At 70.3% G+C, this 16605-nt stretch carries 13 protein-coding genes and 1 pseudogene; 9 read left to right on the forward strand and 5 right to left on the reverse strand.

What is annotated here, in order from left to right:
• The first annotated feature begins 34 nt into the window (after positions 1-34).
• The 7 genes from F784_RS0110300 to F784_RS0110330 all read left to right on the forward strand — a co-directional run bounded on the left by F784_RS0110300 (position 35) and on the right by F784_RS0110330 (position 10890).
• The gene (locus F784_RS0110300) at positions 35-976 is read left to right on the forward strand and encodes a carbohydrate ABC transporter permease (RefSeq protein ID WP_019586649.1); all 942 of its coding nucleotides are present in this window, start codon (positions 35-37) and stop codon (positions 974-976) included.
• Position 977: 1 nt separating this feature from the next.
• Entirely contained in the window at positions 978-1862 is an 885-nt protein-coding gene (locus F784_RS0110305; RefSeq protein ID WP_019586650.1) for a carbohydrate ABC transporter permease, read from the forward strand.
• On the forward strand, positions 1859-2896 hold the full coding sequence (locus F784_RS0110310) for a glycoside hydrolase family 43 protein (protein WP_083939188.1): 1038 nt from the start codon (positions 1859-1861) through the stop codon (positions 2894-2896). Before F784_RS0110305 ends, F784_RS0110310 begins: the two co-directional genes overlap by 4 nt.
• 39 nt (positions 2897-2935) lie before the next feature.
• Positions 2936-3865, forward strand: a complete 930-nt coding sequence (locus F784_RS0110315) for a glycoside hydrolase family 43 protein (protein ID WP_019586652.1) — start codon at positions 2936-2938, stop codon at positions 3863-3865.
• 31 nt (positions 3866-3896) lie between these two features.
• Positions 3897-5702, forward strand: a complete 1806-nt coding sequence (locus F784_RS0110320) for a glycoside hydrolase family 43 protein (protein ID WP_019586653.1) — start codon at positions 3897-3899, stop codon at positions 5700-5702.
• Positions 5703-5755: 53 nt separating this feature from the next.
• On the forward strand, positions 5756-8839 hold the full coding sequence (locus F784_RS22875; protein ID WP_019586654.1) for an ATP-binding protein: 3084 nt from the start codon (positions 5756-5758) through the stop codon (positions 8837-8839).
• Between the two features lie 71 nt (positions 8840-8910).
• Positions 8911-10890 carry a GMC family oxidoreductase gene (locus tag F784_RS0110330; protein ID WP_019586655.1) on the forward strand — a complete coding sequence of 660 codons (1980 nt, stop codon included), beginning with the start codon at positions 8911-8913 and terminating at the stop codon, positions 10888-10890.
• Positions 10891-11095: 205 nt separating this feature from the next.
• Here the strand turns inward: F784_RS0110330 and F784_RS26615 are convergent, their stop codons facing one another.
• Positions 11096-11311: a hypothetical protein gene (locus F784_RS26615; protein WP_019586656.1), complete on the reverse strand. Its 216-nt coding sequence runs from the start codon at positions 11309-11311 to the stop codon at positions 11096-11098.
• Here F784_RS26615 and F784_RS27805 point away from each other — a divergent pair.
• Together F784_RS27805 and F784_RS27100 are read left to right on the forward strand one after the other, a co-directional pair.
• Positions 11277-11450 (forward strand): annotated as a pseudogene (locus tag F784_RS27805) (FCD domain-containing protein); the annotation flags it as partial. The gene F784_RS26615 and the pseudogene F784_RS27805 overlap by 35 nt on opposite strands.
• Positions 11451-11515: 65 nt before the next feature.
• Entirely contained in the window at positions 11516-11665 is a 150-nt protein-coding gene (locus tag F784_RS27100; RefSeq protein WP_019586657.1) for a hypothetical protein, read from the forward strand.
• Between the two features lie 552 nt (positions 11666-12217).
• Here F784_RS27100 and F784_RS0110345 read toward each other — a convergent pair.
• From F784_RS0110345 to F784_RS0110360, 4 genes are read right to left on the reverse strand one after another with little or no spacing between them, the layout of a single operon-like run.
• Positions 12218-13147 (reverse strand): acetamidase/formamidase family protein, encoded by a 930-nt coding sequence (locus F784_RS0110345; RefSeq protein ID WP_019586658.1) that lies wholly within the window; start codon positions 13145-13147, stop codon positions 12218-12220.
• 10 nt (positions 13148-13157) lie between these two features.
• Positions 13158-14762, reverse strand: a complete 1605-nt coding sequence (locus F784_RS0110350) for an ABC transporter substrate-binding protein (RefSeq protein ID WP_019586659.1) — start codon at positions 14760-14762, stop codon at positions 13158-13160.
• Between the two features lie 10 nt (positions 14763-14772).
• Positions 14773-15693, reverse strand: coding sequence for an ABC transporter permease (locus F784_RS0110355; protein WP_019586660.1), 921 nt, complete (start codon positions 15691-15693; stop codon positions 14773-14775).
• On the reverse strand, positions 15694-16575 hold the full coding sequence (locus F784_RS0110360; protein ID WP_019586661.1) for an ABC transporter permease: 882 nt from the start codon (positions 16573-16575) through the stop codon (positions 15694-15696).
• Positions 16576-16605: the final 30 nt, after the last annotated feature.

Consider the following 16605-nt stretch of genomic DNA (forward strand, 5'->3'; position numbering starts at 1 on the left):
CTTTCCCGCCGCGCCGCGCCCAGGGAGGCCGCCCATGAGCCTCAGTTTGCCGCGTGAGAATGTTCCGCCCCGGCGGCGGCGCAGTTTCGAGAACAGCGGGCTGACGCCCTACCTGTACCTGCTGCCCTTCGCGCTGCTGTTTCTCGTCTTCGTGGTCTACCCGGTGGGGTACGGCTTCTACGTGAGCCTGCACCGCTGGGACCTGCTCGCCGAGACGCGGCCCTTCGTGGGCCTGGAGTACTACCGCAACCTCTTTGACTTCAGCACGCCGCAGGCCCAGTTCTTCTGGAACTCGATGAAGAACACGGCCCTGTTCACCGTCATCAGCGTGCCTCTGCTCATCGCCGTGTCGCTGGGGCTCGCGCTGCTGCTGTACCGGCCGATCTTCGGGCGGGCCTTTTTCCGGGCGGTGTTCTTCCTGCCGGGCGTGCTCACCGTCTCGGTGATGGGCATCCTGTGGCGCTGGATGTTCGACAACCAGATCGGCCTGGTGAACGCGATCCGCACCGACATCTTCGGCATGCAGCCGCTGCCCTTCCTGTCCACTCAGGGCCTCGCCTGGATTCCGATCATCGTCGGCACGCTGTGGTGGACCATCGGCTTCAACATGACCCTGTACCTCGCCGCGCTGGGCAACATCTCGCAGAGCCTCTACGAGGCCGCCGAGATCGACGGCGCGACCGCCTGGCCCAAGTTTCGCTTCATCACCTGGCCGCTGCTGGGCCCGGTCACGCTGTTCGTCTTCGTGACGACGGTGCTGGCGAGCTTCCAACTCTTCGGTCAGACACTGGTGATCACGGCGGGCGGGCCCAACCGCACCACCCAGAGCGCGATCCAGTACATCACCGAGGAGGCCTTCAGCAACAACCAGTTCTCCAGCGCCTCGGCGATGGCCTTTATGTTCGGCCTGGTCATGCTGATCTTCACGATCCTGCAATTCCGCATCATGGCGCGTGACGCCAGAGAGGGGAGCTGAGATGGCCGCACCCGCCCGCGACCTACCGGCCGTCACCACCACGCGTGAGAGTGGTCCCCGCCGCCGGGGCCCGCGCGATATCCCGCGCTTCCTGTTGCTGTGCCTGCTCGCCGTGATCTTCCTCGCGCCGATGTACTGGATGGTCGCCACGTCGCTCAAGGCCGAGACGGACGTGATCGCCACGCCGACCCAGTGGGTCCCGGCCCGGCCCACCCTCGACAACTACCGTGAGGTGTTCACCTCGCCCGACGGCAACATCCTGCGCTGGATGTGGAACTCCTTCTTCGTGGCGACTGTCTTCACGGTGCTGCACGTCGCCCTGTGCGCCCTGACGGCCTATCCCCTCGCGCGGATGCGCTTCAAGGGGCGCGACACGATCTTCTGGATCATCCTCGGTTCCATGATGATTCCCTGGGTCGTCAGCATGATCCCGACGTACCTGATGATGCTGAGGTTCAACTGGATCAACTCCTTCCACTCGCTGATCTGGCCGGGGCTGGCGGGGGCCTTCGGTGTGTTCCTGCTGCGGCAGTTCTTCATGGCGCTGCCCAAGGAGCTGGAGGAGGCCGCGCGGCTCGACGGGGCGAACAGCCTGCAGGTGCTGTGGAACGTGATCCTGCCGCTGAGCATCCCCGCGCTCGTCACGCTGGCCGTGTTCTCATTCATGGGCTCCTGGAACAACTTCATCTGGCCGACCTTCGTGGTCACCGACATCGACAAGCTCACGCTGCCGGTCGGCGTGAACACCTTCTCGCAGCGCTACGTGACCGAGTACGGCAAGCTGATGGCCTCCACCGCCATCGCCAGCGTGCCGGTGCTGATCGCTTACCTGCTTGCGCAGCGCTACCTGATCGCGGGCCTGTCCACCACCGGAATGAAGGAATGAGGGTGGCCAAACATTTTTCCGCTCCCAGGCTCGCCGTGGCCCTCACGCTCGGCGCGCTGCTCACCCCGTCCGAGACGCTGGCGGGGGGGAGCGGCCCGGCGACCACCCGGCCCGCCGCCCCCACCACCTTCCGCAACCCGGTGATCAACGAGAACTTCCCCGACCCCTTTATCCTGAGGGTGGGCAACACCTACCACGCCTACGCGACGAACAGCGAGAACGCGAACGTGCCGCACGCGGTGAGCCGCGACCTCGTGCGCTGGGAGTTCGCGGGGGACGTGATGCCCGTGCTGCCGGGCTGGGCGGAGGGTGGGCGGACCTGGGCGCCTGAGGTGGCGCGGGTCGGCAGCCGTTACGTCCTGTACTACACCGCGCAGGACAAGGACAGTGGACGCCAGTGCATCGGCGCGGCGACGGCAACCTCGCCCGCCGGTCCCTTCAAGGACCCGTCGAAGACGCCACTGGTGTGCCAGGTCGCCGAGGGCGGCAGCATTGACGCGAGCCCCTTTCTGGACGCCGACGGCCAGCACTACTTGCTGTGGAAGAACGATGGCAACTGCTGCAACCAGCTCACCAACATCTACCTGCAACCCCTCAGTGCGGACGGCCTGAAACTGACCGGGAAGCCCTCCCAGCTCATCAACAACTTCCAGCTGTGGGAGGGGAACGTGATCGAGGCGCCCACCCTGTACCGCAAGGGCAACGTGTACTACCTGCTGTACTCGGGCGGGCCCTTCGACAGCGACCTGTACGCGGTGGGGTACGCGACGGCGAATCGCATCACCGGGCCCTACCGCAAGGCGACGGAAAATCCCATCCTGCAGACCAAGGGCGCCGTGGCGGGACCCGGACACCAGACGGTCGTGACGGACGGCGCCGGGAAGACCTGGCTCGCCTACCATGCCTGGACCGCCGGGCAGATCGGCGACAGCGTGGGCTACCGCAGCCTGCGGCTGGACGCGGTCACCTTCGCGGGCGGCAGGGTGACGGTGGCGGGACCGACCCTCACGCCGCAGCGGGCACCCACACCATAACGGCCCCACCCCGAACAACATCTCCGAAAGGCACCACCGATGACCCATACCCTCCACTCCGGCCCCCTGCCCCAGGAGCCGCTGTATCCCGCCAACTTCGCTGACCCCTTCGTGCTCCTGGTGGACGGCACGTACTACGCCTACGGCACCGGCCTCAACGGCCGGGCGGGGCAGCGGGCCTTCGAGGTGCTGTCCTCGCCCGACCTCGTCCACTGGACCTCGCACGGCGGCGCGCTGGAGCCGCTGAGCGAGGGGGAGCAGGACTACTGGGCGCCGGAGGTTGCGCGAAATGGCGACACCTTCTTCATGTACTACTCGGTGGGGAATGGGGATAAGGGCCACCACCTGCGGGTGGCGACGGCGTCTGGTCCGCTGGGGCCTTTCGTGGACCAGGGGCTTAACCTCACGCCGGACGAGCCCTTCGCCATCGACCCGCACCCCTTCCAGGCGCCGGACGGCTCGTGGTGGCTGTTCTACGCGCGGGACGACCTGACGGGCGAGCGGCCCGGGACGCTGCTCGCCGCCGCCGAGCTGCGCGACATGACCCGGCTGGGGGAGACCCGGACGATCCTGCGCGCGAGCGGGGACTGGCAGGTGTACCAGCGCGCCCGCACGATGTACGGGGCGGTGTACGACTGGCACACACTGGAAGGCCCCTTCGTGCTGTTCCGGGACGGTCAATACCACCTGCTGTACTCGGGCGGGGCGTGGACGAACGAGACGTACGGGGTGGGGCACGCCACGGCGGACCATCCGCTGGGGCCGTGGACGGAACCGCAGCCGGGCGCGAACGTGCTGCGGACCGCCGGGCACCTGCGTGGCCCGGGGCACGCCAGCGTCACCCGGCGGGGGGAGGAGGACATCCTGATCTTTCACGCCTGGAACGAGGAACGCACCAAACGGCAACTGCACGCCGCGCCGCTGCGCTGGGTCAGTGGGAGCCCCACCGCCCTGCCCGAACCCATCTGACGGTCCATCTCCCTCATCCCGGAGGTTTTCCATGCAGACCCGCCGTGTCTTGCTCGCCCCGCCCCTGCTGGGAGCGCTGCTGCTCACCTCGTGCGGGCGCCTGCCCCTGCCCCAGTTCGGGCGGACGTACACCAACCCGCCCGTCATCACCAAGGCGGACGGCTCGCGGGTGGAGTCATGTGCCGACCCCGACATCATTCGGGGGCCGTCGGGCGATGCCAACTGGTACCTGTACTGCACGACGGACCCGCACAGCGCGAACGACCGGGACGCGCAGGGCAACCTCAACTTCCACCTCATCAGCATGGCGAAGTCGAGCGACCTGGTGAACTGGACGTACGTGGGGGACGCCTTCAGCTCCAAGCCGGGGTGGGTGAAGGACGACGCGGGGCTGTGGGCGCCCGAGGTGCAGGAATTGAACGGCAAGTACCTGCTGTACTACACGGCGTCGGACACCAGGGCGGGCGGCAGCGCCATCGGGGTGGCGACGGGGCCCACGCCGACCGGGCCGTGGACGGACAGCGGCACGCCGGTCGTTGAACCGCAGCCGCCTCCCGGGGGGAACGACCCGAAGGCCCGCCGCTGGGTGTTCGACCCCGAGGTGGTGACCGACGACTCCGGCAACCGCTGGATGTATTACGGGAGCTACTTCGGCGGCATCTCGGTGCGGAAACTCAGCGCGGACGGCCTGCGAACCGACCCCGCCAACCAGAAGGAGGTGGCGCTCGACAACCGCTACGAGGGCAGTCAGGTGGTCAGACACGGCGGTTACTACTACCTGATGCTCTCGGCGACGAACTGCTGCAACGGGCCGCTGAGCGGCTACAGCGTGTTCGCGGGGCGCTCGGCCAGCCCGACCGGACCCTTCTACGACAAGGACGGCGTCTCGCTGATGGACCCGCGGGTGGGCGGCACGCCGGTCATCAGCATGAACGGCAACCGCTGGGTGGGACCGGGGCACAACGCCGTATTCCAGGACGCCGCCGGGCGCGATTGGACCGTCTACCACGCCATCGACCGCTTCGACTCGTACATCGACGTGGGGCGCAACATCAACAAGCGCCCCATGCTGCTCGATCCCCTCGACTGGGTGGACGGCTGGCCCACCGTGCGCGGCGGGGCCTGGGCGTCCGAGGGGCCGCAGCCCGCCCCCGCCGTCCACCGCTGGGAGCGGGCTGCCCCACCGTCCCCGGTCCGGGCGAACGACCAGCCGGGCGCGAAGCTGGACGCCTCCAGTGACGAGTTCAGCGGGAACAGCCTCGACCCGCGCTGGACCTGGGTGCGCCCGCCCACCAGTGGCGCTGCCGGGCTCGACAACGGCGTCTTCCGCTTCGACACCCAGTCGGCTGACCTCTTCGAGGACACAGACAACGCCTCAATCCTGACCGAGCAGGCCCCCCCTGGGGACTACCTCGTCGAGGTCAAGCTGAACATCGACCTGCCCGACGAGGGGTGCTGCTTCAACTACTCGCAGGGCGGGCTGGTGATCTACGGGGACGACGACCGCTTCCTCAAGGCGGTGGTCTTCTCCAACTGGAACACCCGGCAGATCGAGTTCGCCAAGGAGGTTCAGGCGAGCGCTCCCGGCTTCCCGCGCTACGGCAACACCGTCCTCGCCTCTCCCGGCCGCGACACCTGGCTGCGAATCGCGCGGCGCGCGGTGGGCAACGAGGAGACGTACACCGGGTACTCCAGCCGCGACGGGGTCCATTGGACACGGGGCGGCACCTGGACACACGCTCTGGGGCAGGCGAGGATCGGCCTGGTCTCAATGGGCGGCAAGGGGTTCACCACCCGCTTCGACTACGTGCGGGTGTACCGGCTGGCGGGGCCGTGAGGGGCGGGAACTTTTCGCCTTCCGGAGCCGGGTGGGAACGTTAGAATCGGCCCATGAAGCCCAGCCCGGGCACCGAGACTCTGTTTCATGCCCGCCTCCTGTACGACGCCCTGCCCGACCCGCTGTGGCTGGCGGACGCCTCCGGCCACCTCACGCTCGTCAACCAGGCGTGGCGGGCCTACACCGGCCTGGACGAGTCTGAGGTGCTGGGCCAGCCCTTCGTAGAGGCGCTGCACCCCGGCGAGCGTGCGGAGCTGCTGGGCCGCTGGCAGGCCGCCTGGCCGCTGGGGGAGGAGGTGGCGGGCGACCACCGGCTGCGCGGGGCGGGGGGCGAGTACCACTGGTTCGCCCTGCGGGCCCGCCCCGCCCCGGACCTCGGCCCGGGCACCTGGGTCTGGACCGCCCACGAGCTGGACCGGGAGGGGCCGGAGCGTCCCGGCACGGGGGAGGAGCGGGTCCACGCGCTGGAGCGGGCCTATCAGGACGCCGAACTCCTCGCGGCGCTGTCGGCGGCGCTGCAGGGTGCGGCGACCCCCGGGCAGGTGGCCGAGCAGGCGCTGCGGCTGATCGGCCCGGCGCTGGGGGCGCGCAGCATGCTCGTGGTGCGGCTGGACGGCGAGGCCATCCGCCTGCCCACGATCTGGGGCGACACGCCGCCCGCCATTGTGGCGCACATGACCCGCCCCGGCCTGACGCTCGCGGGGGCGCCGGTCCTGGCGCGGGTGGCCCGCGAGGGGCACGGCGTGTACCTGCATGACTACCGGGCCGAGCCGGGCACCCTGACCACCTTCCCGGCGCTGGCCTGCGGGGTCGAGCCCATCCGCACGCCGGGCGGCACCCTGGAGGGCTTTCTGGTCGTGTGGCGCCCGGTGGGGCCTCAGCCCTGGGAGCCCGAGGAACGCAGGCTGCTGCGGCGGGCGGCGGGAACGCTGGGCCTGGCCCTGGAACGCGCGGCGGCGGTGCAGCGGCTGGCCGAGGGGGCGGCGGCCCTGGACGCCTTCGTGGCCTTCAGCGAGGCGGTGGGCCACGAGACGGAGGTGTACGCGCTGGCCCGGCGGGCCGGGGAAGTGCTGCGCGCCACGCTGGGGGGCGTGAGCGTGGCGTACTACGAGCTGGAGGGGGCGCTGTGGCGCGCGAGGGTCTGGACCGAGGACCTCGCGCCCGAGGTCGTGGGGACCCTGACCCAGGGCCTGCCCCTGGATACGCCCAGCTTCGCGCGGGCGGTGGAGAGCCGGGAGCCGGTGTTCGTCTCCGGCTGGGACGCGGCGCGCGAGGAGGTGGAGCACACCGAGGCCTACGGCGCCGTCGCCCTGTTCCCGTACTTCGGCGGGGCGGGGCCGCGCAGCCTGCTCGTCGTGGGCACTCAGGACGCGCGGGACTGGTCCGAGCGCGAGCAGGCGGTGGTGTTGGCGGTGGGGCGCAGCCTGGGGCTGAGCCTGGAGCGGGCGGACGTGGCCGCGCGGCTCGCCGCCCAGAACGCGGAGCTGGAGGCCCGCGCCCGGGCCCTGGAGGGCTTTGCCGAGCTGACCCGAGACCTCAGCCTGCGGGCCGACCCCCACGCGCTGGTCCGGCGGGCGCAGGAGGTCGTGCTCTCGCTGCTGCCCCAGGGCTACGCGCTGTACTACGAGCGGGAGGGGGAGCGCTGGCGCAACCGGGTGCAGGTGGGCGAGGTGGGGCACGCCGACCTCCAGGCCTTCATTGACGCGGGGCCGCTGGTCGGCGTGACGCCGAGCGTGGACATTCCCTGGGCCACCCGGCAGCCCTTCTACCAAGACGCCTACGCGCGGGGCAGCGACACCCCGGCCGAGCTGGTGCAGCACGTGAATGCCGCCGCGTCCCTGCCGGTGCTGCGCCGGGGGGAGGTGGCCGGGGTGTTCATCGCCGTGCTGTTCGAGGAGCGGGCGTGGACGCGCACCGACCGCGTGGTGCTGGAGACGGTGGTTCGCAGCCTGGGCACCGCGCTGGAGGCGGCACAGGGGGTGGCGGACCTCGCGCGGCGCACCCGGGAGGTCACCGAGTGGCGCGAACGCTACGAGGTCGCCGTGCAGGGCTCGGGCAACCTGCTGTACGACTGGAACGCCGCCACGGGAGAGATGGTCTACGGCGGCCCGCTGGAGGAGATCACCGGCTACACCCCGGGGGAACTCGCCGGACACGCGGGCCGGTGGATGGAAAGCCTGGTCCACCCCGAGGACCGGGCCGCCTTCCGGGAGGAGGCGATCCGGGCGGTGCGCGAGCGCGCGGTGCTGCACACCGGCTTCCGGGTCCAGCGCAAGGACGGCAGCGTGCGCGAGGTCGAGACGGACGGGCACTTCATGTGGAACGCGGGGGGCGAGGTCACGCGCATGGTCGGCCTGATCCGCGACGTGACCGAGCGCCGCGAGGCCGAGGAGCGGCTGCGGCGCAGCAACGAGGAACTGCGGCGCTCGAACGCGGAGCTGGAGCAGTTCGCCTACGTGGCCTCCCACGACCTCCAGGCCCCGCTGCGGGCGGTGACGAGCTTCGCCGAACTCGCCCTCAGGCGCTACGGGGACGGGCTCGACGAGCGCGGCCAGCTCTACCTGCGCCAGATCGTCGAGAACGGGCAGCACATGAAGCGCCTGGTGGACGACCTGCTGGGCTTCTCGCGCCTGAACACCCGGCCCCGCCACCCCCGGGCCGCCGACGCCGCCGCGGTGTTCGACCAGGTCGCCCGGCGCATCGCGGACGAGGTGGAGGCGGCGGGGGGACGGCTCACCCGCGATCCCCTGCCCTGCGTCCTCGCCGACCCGGCGCGGCTGGACCAACTGCTTCAGAACCTGCTGTCCAACGCGCTGAAATACCGCCGCGAGGGGGCGCCGCCCCGAGTGCACGTCTCCGCCCGGCGCGAGGGGGAGCTGTGGCGCTTTTCCGTGCGCGACAACGGCATCGGGATTGAGCCGCAGTATTTCGAGCGCATCTTCGTGATCTTCCAGCGCCTGCACGGCCGCGAGGAGTTCGACGGCACCGGCATCGGGCTGGCCGTGTGCAAGAAGATCGTCGAGCAGCACGGGGGGGAACTCTGGCTGGAGAGCGCGCCGGGGGAGGGAAGCACGTTCCTCTTCACCCTGCCCGCCTGCCCGCCGGAGGAGCCCACTCCCCCGGCGCCGCTGGGCTAGAGTACGGGGGCAGCACAACCCAGTTTGGCGACGAGGTCGGCCGCGCCCTTGCCTGCCCCCGGAGGAAGACCATGTCCCAGCCCCTCAGCCCAGGCCAGCGCCGGACCCTGCTCGCCCTGGTGGACACCTTCGCCCCCGCGCTCAGGCGGGCAGGCGACCCCCACGGCTTCTACGCGACCCCCGGCAGCGCCTCGGGCGCACACCTGGCCGCGGAGGCGTTCCTCGCGGAGCTTTCCGGCGACCAGCGGGCCGACCTGGGGCGGCTGCTGGACATCCTGGGCCGGGCCGGGATGCGGCGGTGGATGCCGCTCGCCGGGCGTGAGGCCGTGCTGCGTGGGGTGAGCCGTCTCGACCCGCGGGCCGCCCAGGGGATCGCGGCGCTGCGGCGGCTGTGCCTGATGCTGACCTACGCGGGGGCGGGCCCGGAGGCGCCCAACCCCTTCTGGCGGCAGTTCGGCTACCCGGGACCCACCTTCACGGGCGGGGCGAGCGAGCCTGACCTCCCGACCGTGCGCCCCGGGGACGGTGCCACGCTGGAGGCGGACGTGGTGGTCGTGGGGTCCGGGGCGGGGGGCGGCGTGATCGCCGGGGAACTCGCGGGGCGCGGCCTGCGGGTGGTCGTGCTGGAGGCGGGCGCGCAGTTCGCCGACGCCGAGCTGGGCAAGTCCGAGCTGTGGGCGTACCGGAACCTGTACTGGCGCGGCGGCTTTACCCCGACCGCCGATGGGAACGTGTCGCTGATCGCCGGAAAAACCCTGGGCGGCGGCACCACCGTGAACTGGATGAACTGCGTCCGCACCCCGGATGAGGTACGCCGCGAGTGGGCCGGGCTGGGCCTGGAGGGACTGGACGGCCCGGCGTTCGAGGCCGACCTCGACGCCGTCATGGCGCGCCTCGGGGCGAACGACCAGGCGAGCGAGTACAACGGCACCCACCTGCGGATGCTGGAGGGTGCGCAGCGGCTGGGCTACCGGGCGAGGAAAGCCTTCCGCAACGCCGACCCCGCGCGGCACGACCCACAGCACGCCGGGCACATCGGCTTCGGGGACGCGACCGGCAGCAAGCAGAGCACCCTCAAGACGTACCTGAGGGACGCGGTGGCGCGGGGCGCCCGGATCGTGACGCGCGCCGCCGCTGAGCGCATTCTCACCGAGGGGGGCCGGGCGGTCGGGGTGGCGGCCACGGTGAGGGGGGAGGACGGCACGTTCCGGCAGGTGACGGTGCGCGCCCCCCAGGTCGTCGTGGCAGGCGGGGCGCTGGAGACACCCGCGCTGCTGCTGCGCTCGGGGCTGGGCGGCCCGGCGGTCGGCGAGTACCTGCGGCTGCACCCCTGCGGCGTGCTGACCGGGCTGTTCGCCGAGGACCAGCGCAACTGGTGGGGCCCGGCCCAGGCCGCTCTCGTCGACGAGTTCTCGGGGCGCGTAGGCGGCTACGGCTACCTGGTCGAGACGATCCAGTACACCACCGGCCTGCACGCGGCGGCCGCAACCTGGAGAAGTGGCGCGGCGCACAAGGACCTGATGGCCGGGCACAGCCGCAGCGTCACCCTGATCCACCTCACCCGAGACCACGGCCACGGCCGGGTGACCCTGGACGGGCAGGGCCAGGCGCGGGTGACCTACGCCGTGACCGACCCGCTGGACGTGGAAAACTACTGGCACGGCCAGGCGACGGTGGCGCGATTGCTGGAGGCGGCGGGCGCGGAAGCCATCCATGCGTCGTCCGGACGCGCGCGACCCTGGAAACGCGGGGAGGACCTGGAGGCCTGGATCGCCGGGTTGCGGACCCAGCCCATCGACACGGGCGGGCACGCGGTCTTCAGCGCGCACCAGATGGGCACGGCGCGGATGGGGCTCGACCCCGACACCAGTGTCGCGAACCCCCGGGGCGAGTTGCACCGCACCCCCGGCGTCTGGATCGGCGACACGAGCGCCTTTCCGACCTCCTCGGGCGCCAACCCCATGATCACCTGTATGGCGCTGGCCCGTCGCACCGCCCGCTTCGTCGCGCAGGCGGCCGGGGTGCGCGAGGGAGCGCTCAGCGCGGACTGAGCCCAAGTGACTCCAGTTCCTGAACCCCCAGGGATGGGAAGGGGAGAGCCCGGGAGGCAACCGGGGCATCAACTACGTCCGAGGTCCGCACAGCCCGTGCAGGCCTACCGGCCCATCCACCTCCCAGAGCCCGCCCTCTTTCCTGTTCCCTTCGGATGGAGGTCAGGGTATGTTCAGAACCTTTCCACCGGAATCCGGGGAGCCTTCACGGGGAGATTCCGGGAACCCGGGTGCCGACGATGCGGGCGTAGCCCTGGAGGTCGGTCGCGCCCTCGGTCGAGATCAGGAGCACGCGGCTGTCCCCACCCATTCCGAGGGCGTCCCGGTGGACCCCGGCGTCCAGCCCGGTCAGGGCGGCGAGCAGCCCCGCAATCGAGGCGCTCGACGTGCTCGCGCTGGAACAGGCCAGATCACAGATCACCGAGGGCCACCTGCGGCGGTTGGAGGAGGCCAACGCTGACCTCGCGTGGGCGCTGGAGGACCACGACGCCCGCGCCCTCTCGGCGGACGACGCGTTTCACGAGGTGCGGGTCGACGCGGCGGGCAACCGGGCCCTGGCCGATGTGCTGGGGCAGGTCAAGCTCAAGTCGCGGCGGGTGGAACTCGCGTACTTCGGCCAGGAGGCGTGCGGGGAACGCTCCTGGGCGACCACGCGGCGATGGTCGAGGCCCTGCGCGCCCGCCAGTGGGACCGGGCCGCTGCCCTGCTGCGCCGGAACTGGCGGGGCAGCCTGGAGCGCCTGGTCGCGCAGCAGGACCCCGGGGCGGGACGCTGACGAAGGCCGTCACCCGTCTTGCGACAGCCCGCCGACACCCGTCCTGGGTAATTCACACTAATCTGACTTAGTGTGAGAACAGAAATGAAGGCAGTCGCCGTCCAACCCACACGGCTGGGCCTCTTCTGGCAGCGAGGGCGTGGCCCCGTCTTCCCTGGAACGGCTCGGCGCGTCCGGCCTCCGTCCGTTGGCGGCGCGGCTGGACCAAGTCTCTTTTCCCACGCAGCTCGCCTGGCCTACAACTCAAATGCAACCACGAGTGGCCGGGGAGACCCGCTCGCGCCTGGGCCCTTCACCCATCCTCTACCCCTTAAAACAGTTTCGAGGCCCCTTCCTGGCCTTCCTATGAGGCTGCAATTTTAGTCGCGTCCAGGACGCGGTTAAGCTACGCTTCAATTCGCACATCAACTAAACAACAGGTATATTTCTGCCCGTGACGTATTGAGAGCCAAAGGGCGCCCTTTGGCTCCCTCTCCTCGCCTGCGTGCCCGCGGCAAGGGATCGAAGGCGGCCGGGGTCGAAGGTGCCGACCCCGGCCTTCCGGTGCGCGGATCAGGAAAAGATGCTTCTCGGCAGGTACAGGCTCACCAGCCAGTTGGGCGCGTCCACGATCTCGCTGATTCGCAGGTCGGCCGCCACGGAACACAGCAGGTAGGCGTCCATGGGGGCGAGGCTGTACTCCTTCCCCATCAGGTCGATCATGCCCCGCGTCGCGTCCTGCGCCGCCGCGTAGAGATCGGGGCCGATGCCGGTGGTGACGTGGTAGCCCTTCCCGTCGATGTGGGCGGTGACCGCGCCCGGTGTGGAGAAGCGCGGCGTCTTCAACCCTGCCCCCTTGACCAGGCCGAAGCGCAGCGTGACGTGCATGGCGGACTCGATGGCCGTGCCGCACACCTCGCCGTCGCCCTGGGCCGCGTGGGTGTCGCCCACCGAGAAGAGGGCGCCGGGCACCGCGACGGGTAGGTGCAGCGTGGTGCCCGCCGTCAGGTCGCGGATGTCCATATTTCCGCCCACGGCGCGCGGCGGCACGACCGAGTGGTGACCGGGTTCAGCGGGCGCGTTGCCGATGGTGCCGGGAAAGGGGCGCACCGGGACCTCGATGCCGGGCAGGAACTCCGCCGTGTGCTGTCCGTAGTGCCACAGCTTGAGGTACGGCTCGGGAAAGTCTTCCGTCAGCAGGCCGAAGCCGGGAATCGCCGCCGTCCACCCGAAGCCCGAGGGCCGGAATTCGAGGATGTCCACCGTCAGGGCGTCCCCGGGCTCGGCGCCACGCACGAAGATGGGGCCGGTCACCGGGTTCACCTTGGCGAAGTCGAGGACACTCACGTCCGAGTGGCCGGACGCGCGGGTGAACTGCCCGCCGCTGGAGTCAAGCACCTCGAACTCGATGGTCTCGCCGGGCTCGACCTCCAACTTGGGCGGCAGGATGTTGTCCCAGCCGAAGTGGTGGTCGTGGATGGTGCATTTCGGGCGCGTCGTCATCTCCCCCGCCTCACTTCCGCACCGAAAGGCGCTCGTAATTGATGAAGTGGGTGGGGTCCACGAGGTTGTTCACGTCGCCCACCAGGCGGTCGGATTTCATCATGTAGCGGACCTCGTGGAAGACGGGCACCCAGACGGCCTGCTTGTTCAGCGCGGCGAAAATCCGGCCGTACTCGGCGAGGCGGGCGGCTTGCTGGTTTGACGACACCATACGGTCGGCCTTGTCCGCGCGGGCGTCGAGCGCCTTATCGCAGTACATCGGCCAGTTCCAGCCGCCCTGCACGGCGCTGCGGCACGACAGGATCGGCCAGTAGAAGTCGCTGGGGTCGGGGTAGTCCTGGGTCCAGGCCATCCCGCCCGACCAGACCATCGGCACGGTGTTCGGCGTGCCTGCCGCGTCGATGACGCTGCTCTGCGCCAGGCTCTTGATCTGCGCCCTGATGCCGACCTGGGCGAGGTCCTGCTGGATGCTCTGCGCGATGCGCGGGTTGGGATCGGTGGAGTTGGTGTAGAGGGTGGTGGAGAAGCCGTTCGGGAAGCCCGCCGCCGTCAGGAGAGTTTTTGCCTTCGCCGGGTCGTAGGTGTACCCCTGCTCGCCCTTGTTGTAGCCGGGCATCAGGGGCGGCAGCACGCTCTGCGCGACCACGCCGCGCCCGTTGATGATCCGCAGAATCTTCGTCTTGTTGACCGCGTGGTTGATCGCCTGCCGCACCCGCACGTCCTTCAGCGGCCCCATCTTGGTGTTGAGGCTGAGGTAGGTCGTGTTCACCGACGTCTTGGAGACGATGTTCGGCTTGAACTTGGGGTCGCGGGTGACCTGCAGGAACTGGGCGGGCGGGATGCCGTCCCCGAGGAGATCCACCTCGCCGCGCTGGAGGCTGAGGAAGGCGACGGAGGGATCGAGGCCGACCTTGACCGTCACCCCGTCGAGGGACGGCATCCCCGCCATGAAGTAGTTGGGGTTGCGGGTGAACTGGAGCTGCTGGCCGGAGACCCACGAGGCCAGCTTGAAGGGCCCGGTTCCGACCGGCTTGTGCCCGAAGTCTCCCCCGGCGGCGGCGACCGCTTCCCTCGGCACGATGAAGGCGAAGTTCATCGCCATGATGTTCAGGAAGGCGGCGTTCGGCGCCTCCAGGGTGATCCGCACCCGGTCGGGGCCGAGGACCTGAATCCCCTTCACGCTCTTCGCCTTGCCGTCCACAAAGGCCTGGGCGCCCTGGATGCCGGTGTAGAAGCTCTGGCCGGGGCTCTTCGTCTTGGGATCGAGCACCCGCTCCAGGGTGTAGCGCACGTCGTCCGCCGTCATCACGCGGCCGTTGTGGAACTTGACGCCCTTGCGGAGGGTGAAGGTGTAGGTCTTCCCGTCCCTCGACACCTCGGGCATCCTCGCGGCGAGGCGGGGCTCCAGCGCCGTGCTGCCGGGCTTGTAGTCGAGCAGGGCGTCGAAGACCATCTTCTCCATCGGCCAGTTCTGGTAGTCGTAGCCGATGGCGGGGTCGAGCGTCGTCACGTCGTCCTTGTAGGAGACGGTGATCGTCCCGCCGCGCTGGGGCGCCCCCTGGGCGAGGGCCAGCGTGAGGCCGAGGAGGAGCGGCAGACCGAGGGCTCTGTGCATGGGTCTCTCCTTACGCGTAGCGGGTACGCGGGTCGATGAGGAGCTGAACGAGGTCGGCGAGCAGGTTGGCGAGCGTGATGACCAGGGCGCTGAAGATCACCACGCCGACGATGACGGGGATGTCCACCACGCGGATCGCGTCCCACACCAGGCGGCCCAAGCCCGGCCACCCGAAGACGCTCTCCACGACGACCACGCCGCCCATGAAGGCCCCGATGTCCAGGCCGATCATGGTGACGACGGGCGTGATGGCGTTGCGGAGGGCGTGGCGCAGGATGACGCCGCGGGGCGCCACCCCCTTGGCCCGCGCCGTGCGGACGAAGTCGCGGGAAAGCACGTCGAGCATGGAGGAGCGCAGCACCCGCGCGTACCACCCCGCGCCGCCCAGCCCCAGGGTGAGCGCGGGCAGGAACAGGTGCGAGAGGCCGCCGTAGCCGCCGAGCGGGAAGAGGTTCAGGGCGTAGGCGAGCAGATAGACCAGGCTCAGCCCCAGCCAGAACTGCGGGGCCGACGCGCCGAGGAAGGCGAAGCCCATCACGATCCGGTCGGGCCAGCGGCCCCGCCGCAGCGCCGCCCAGATCCCCAGCGGGATGCCGATCAGGAGTTCGAGCGCGATGGCCCCCAGCATGAGTTGAAAGGTCGGCCCGACCCGCGAGGCGATCAGCGAACTCACCGTGGACTGCTGCTTGTACGACCTCCCCAGGTCGCCGCGCACCAGACCGCCCAGGTAGCCCGCGTACTGCACGGCGAAGGGGCGGTCCAGACCCAGCTCGCGCCGGATGCTGTTCACCGTCTCCACGCTGGCGCTCGGCCCGGCCACCAGCCGGGCGGGGTCAGCGGGCAGCAGGAAGATCAGGCTGAAGGTGAGCACCGACGCGACGAGCAGCACGCCGAGGCTCTGGAGGGTGCGGGACGCGGCGAAGCGGAGCACTCACCCTCCCCCATTCGGGTCGAGGGCGTCGCGCAGCCCCTCGCCGAGCAGGTTGAAGCCCAGCGACGTGAGCAGGATGGCGAGGCCGGGGAACATCACCAGCCACGGGGCAGTCATGAGGTAGCTTTGGCTCTCGTTGATGATGCCGCCCCAGCTCGGGGTGGGGGGCTGGACGCCGACGCCCAGGAAGGAGAGGGTGGCCTCCAGCAGCACCGTCGTGCTGATGCCGAGCGAGCCCCACACCAAGGCGGTGGGCAGCAGGTGCGGGGCGACGTGCCGCCACAGGATGCGGGTGCCGGACGCGCCGACCGCCTGGGCCGCCTCCACGAACTCACGCTCGCGCAGCGAGACGACCTGGGCGTACACCACCCGGGCGACGGGCACCCAGTTCAGCAGGGCGATCACCAGCGTCACGATCCACAGGCTGGGGCGCAGCACGGCGGTGAGCGCGATGGCGAGGAGCAGCACCGGGAAGGCCAGCATCACGTCCGTGAAACGCATGACGAGGGTGCCGACCCACCCCCGCCACAACCCGCCGAGCGCCCCCATCAACACCCCGATCAGGACGGCGACCCCGTTGGCGACGACCCCGACAATCAGGGACGCCCTGGCTCCCCACAGCAGCCGGGAGAACAGGTCGCGGCCCAGCAGATCGGTCCCCAGGGGGAAGGCGCCGCCGGGGGGCAGCGGGGCGCCCTCCAGGCTCAGGCCCTCCGCAAACTGATAGTTGGGGTCGTGTGGGGCCAGCCACGGGGCGAGGAGCGCGGCGAGGACGATCAGGAGGCACAGGGCGAGACCCAGCAGGGCGGCGCGGTCGCGGCTGAAGCGGCGCCAGCGGGCGGAGCGGGGACGGACGGAGGGCGCGGCGGGGAGGGTGGTCAACTGTGCCTCCTCAAATGGGCCTCCGGGAAA

Source organism: Deinococcus apachensis DSM 19763, from assembly GCF_000381345.1.
In the GTDB taxonomy this organism is placed as follows: domain Bacteria; phylum Deinococcota; class Deinococci; order Deinococcales; family Deinococcaceae; genus Deinococcus; species Deinococcus apachensis.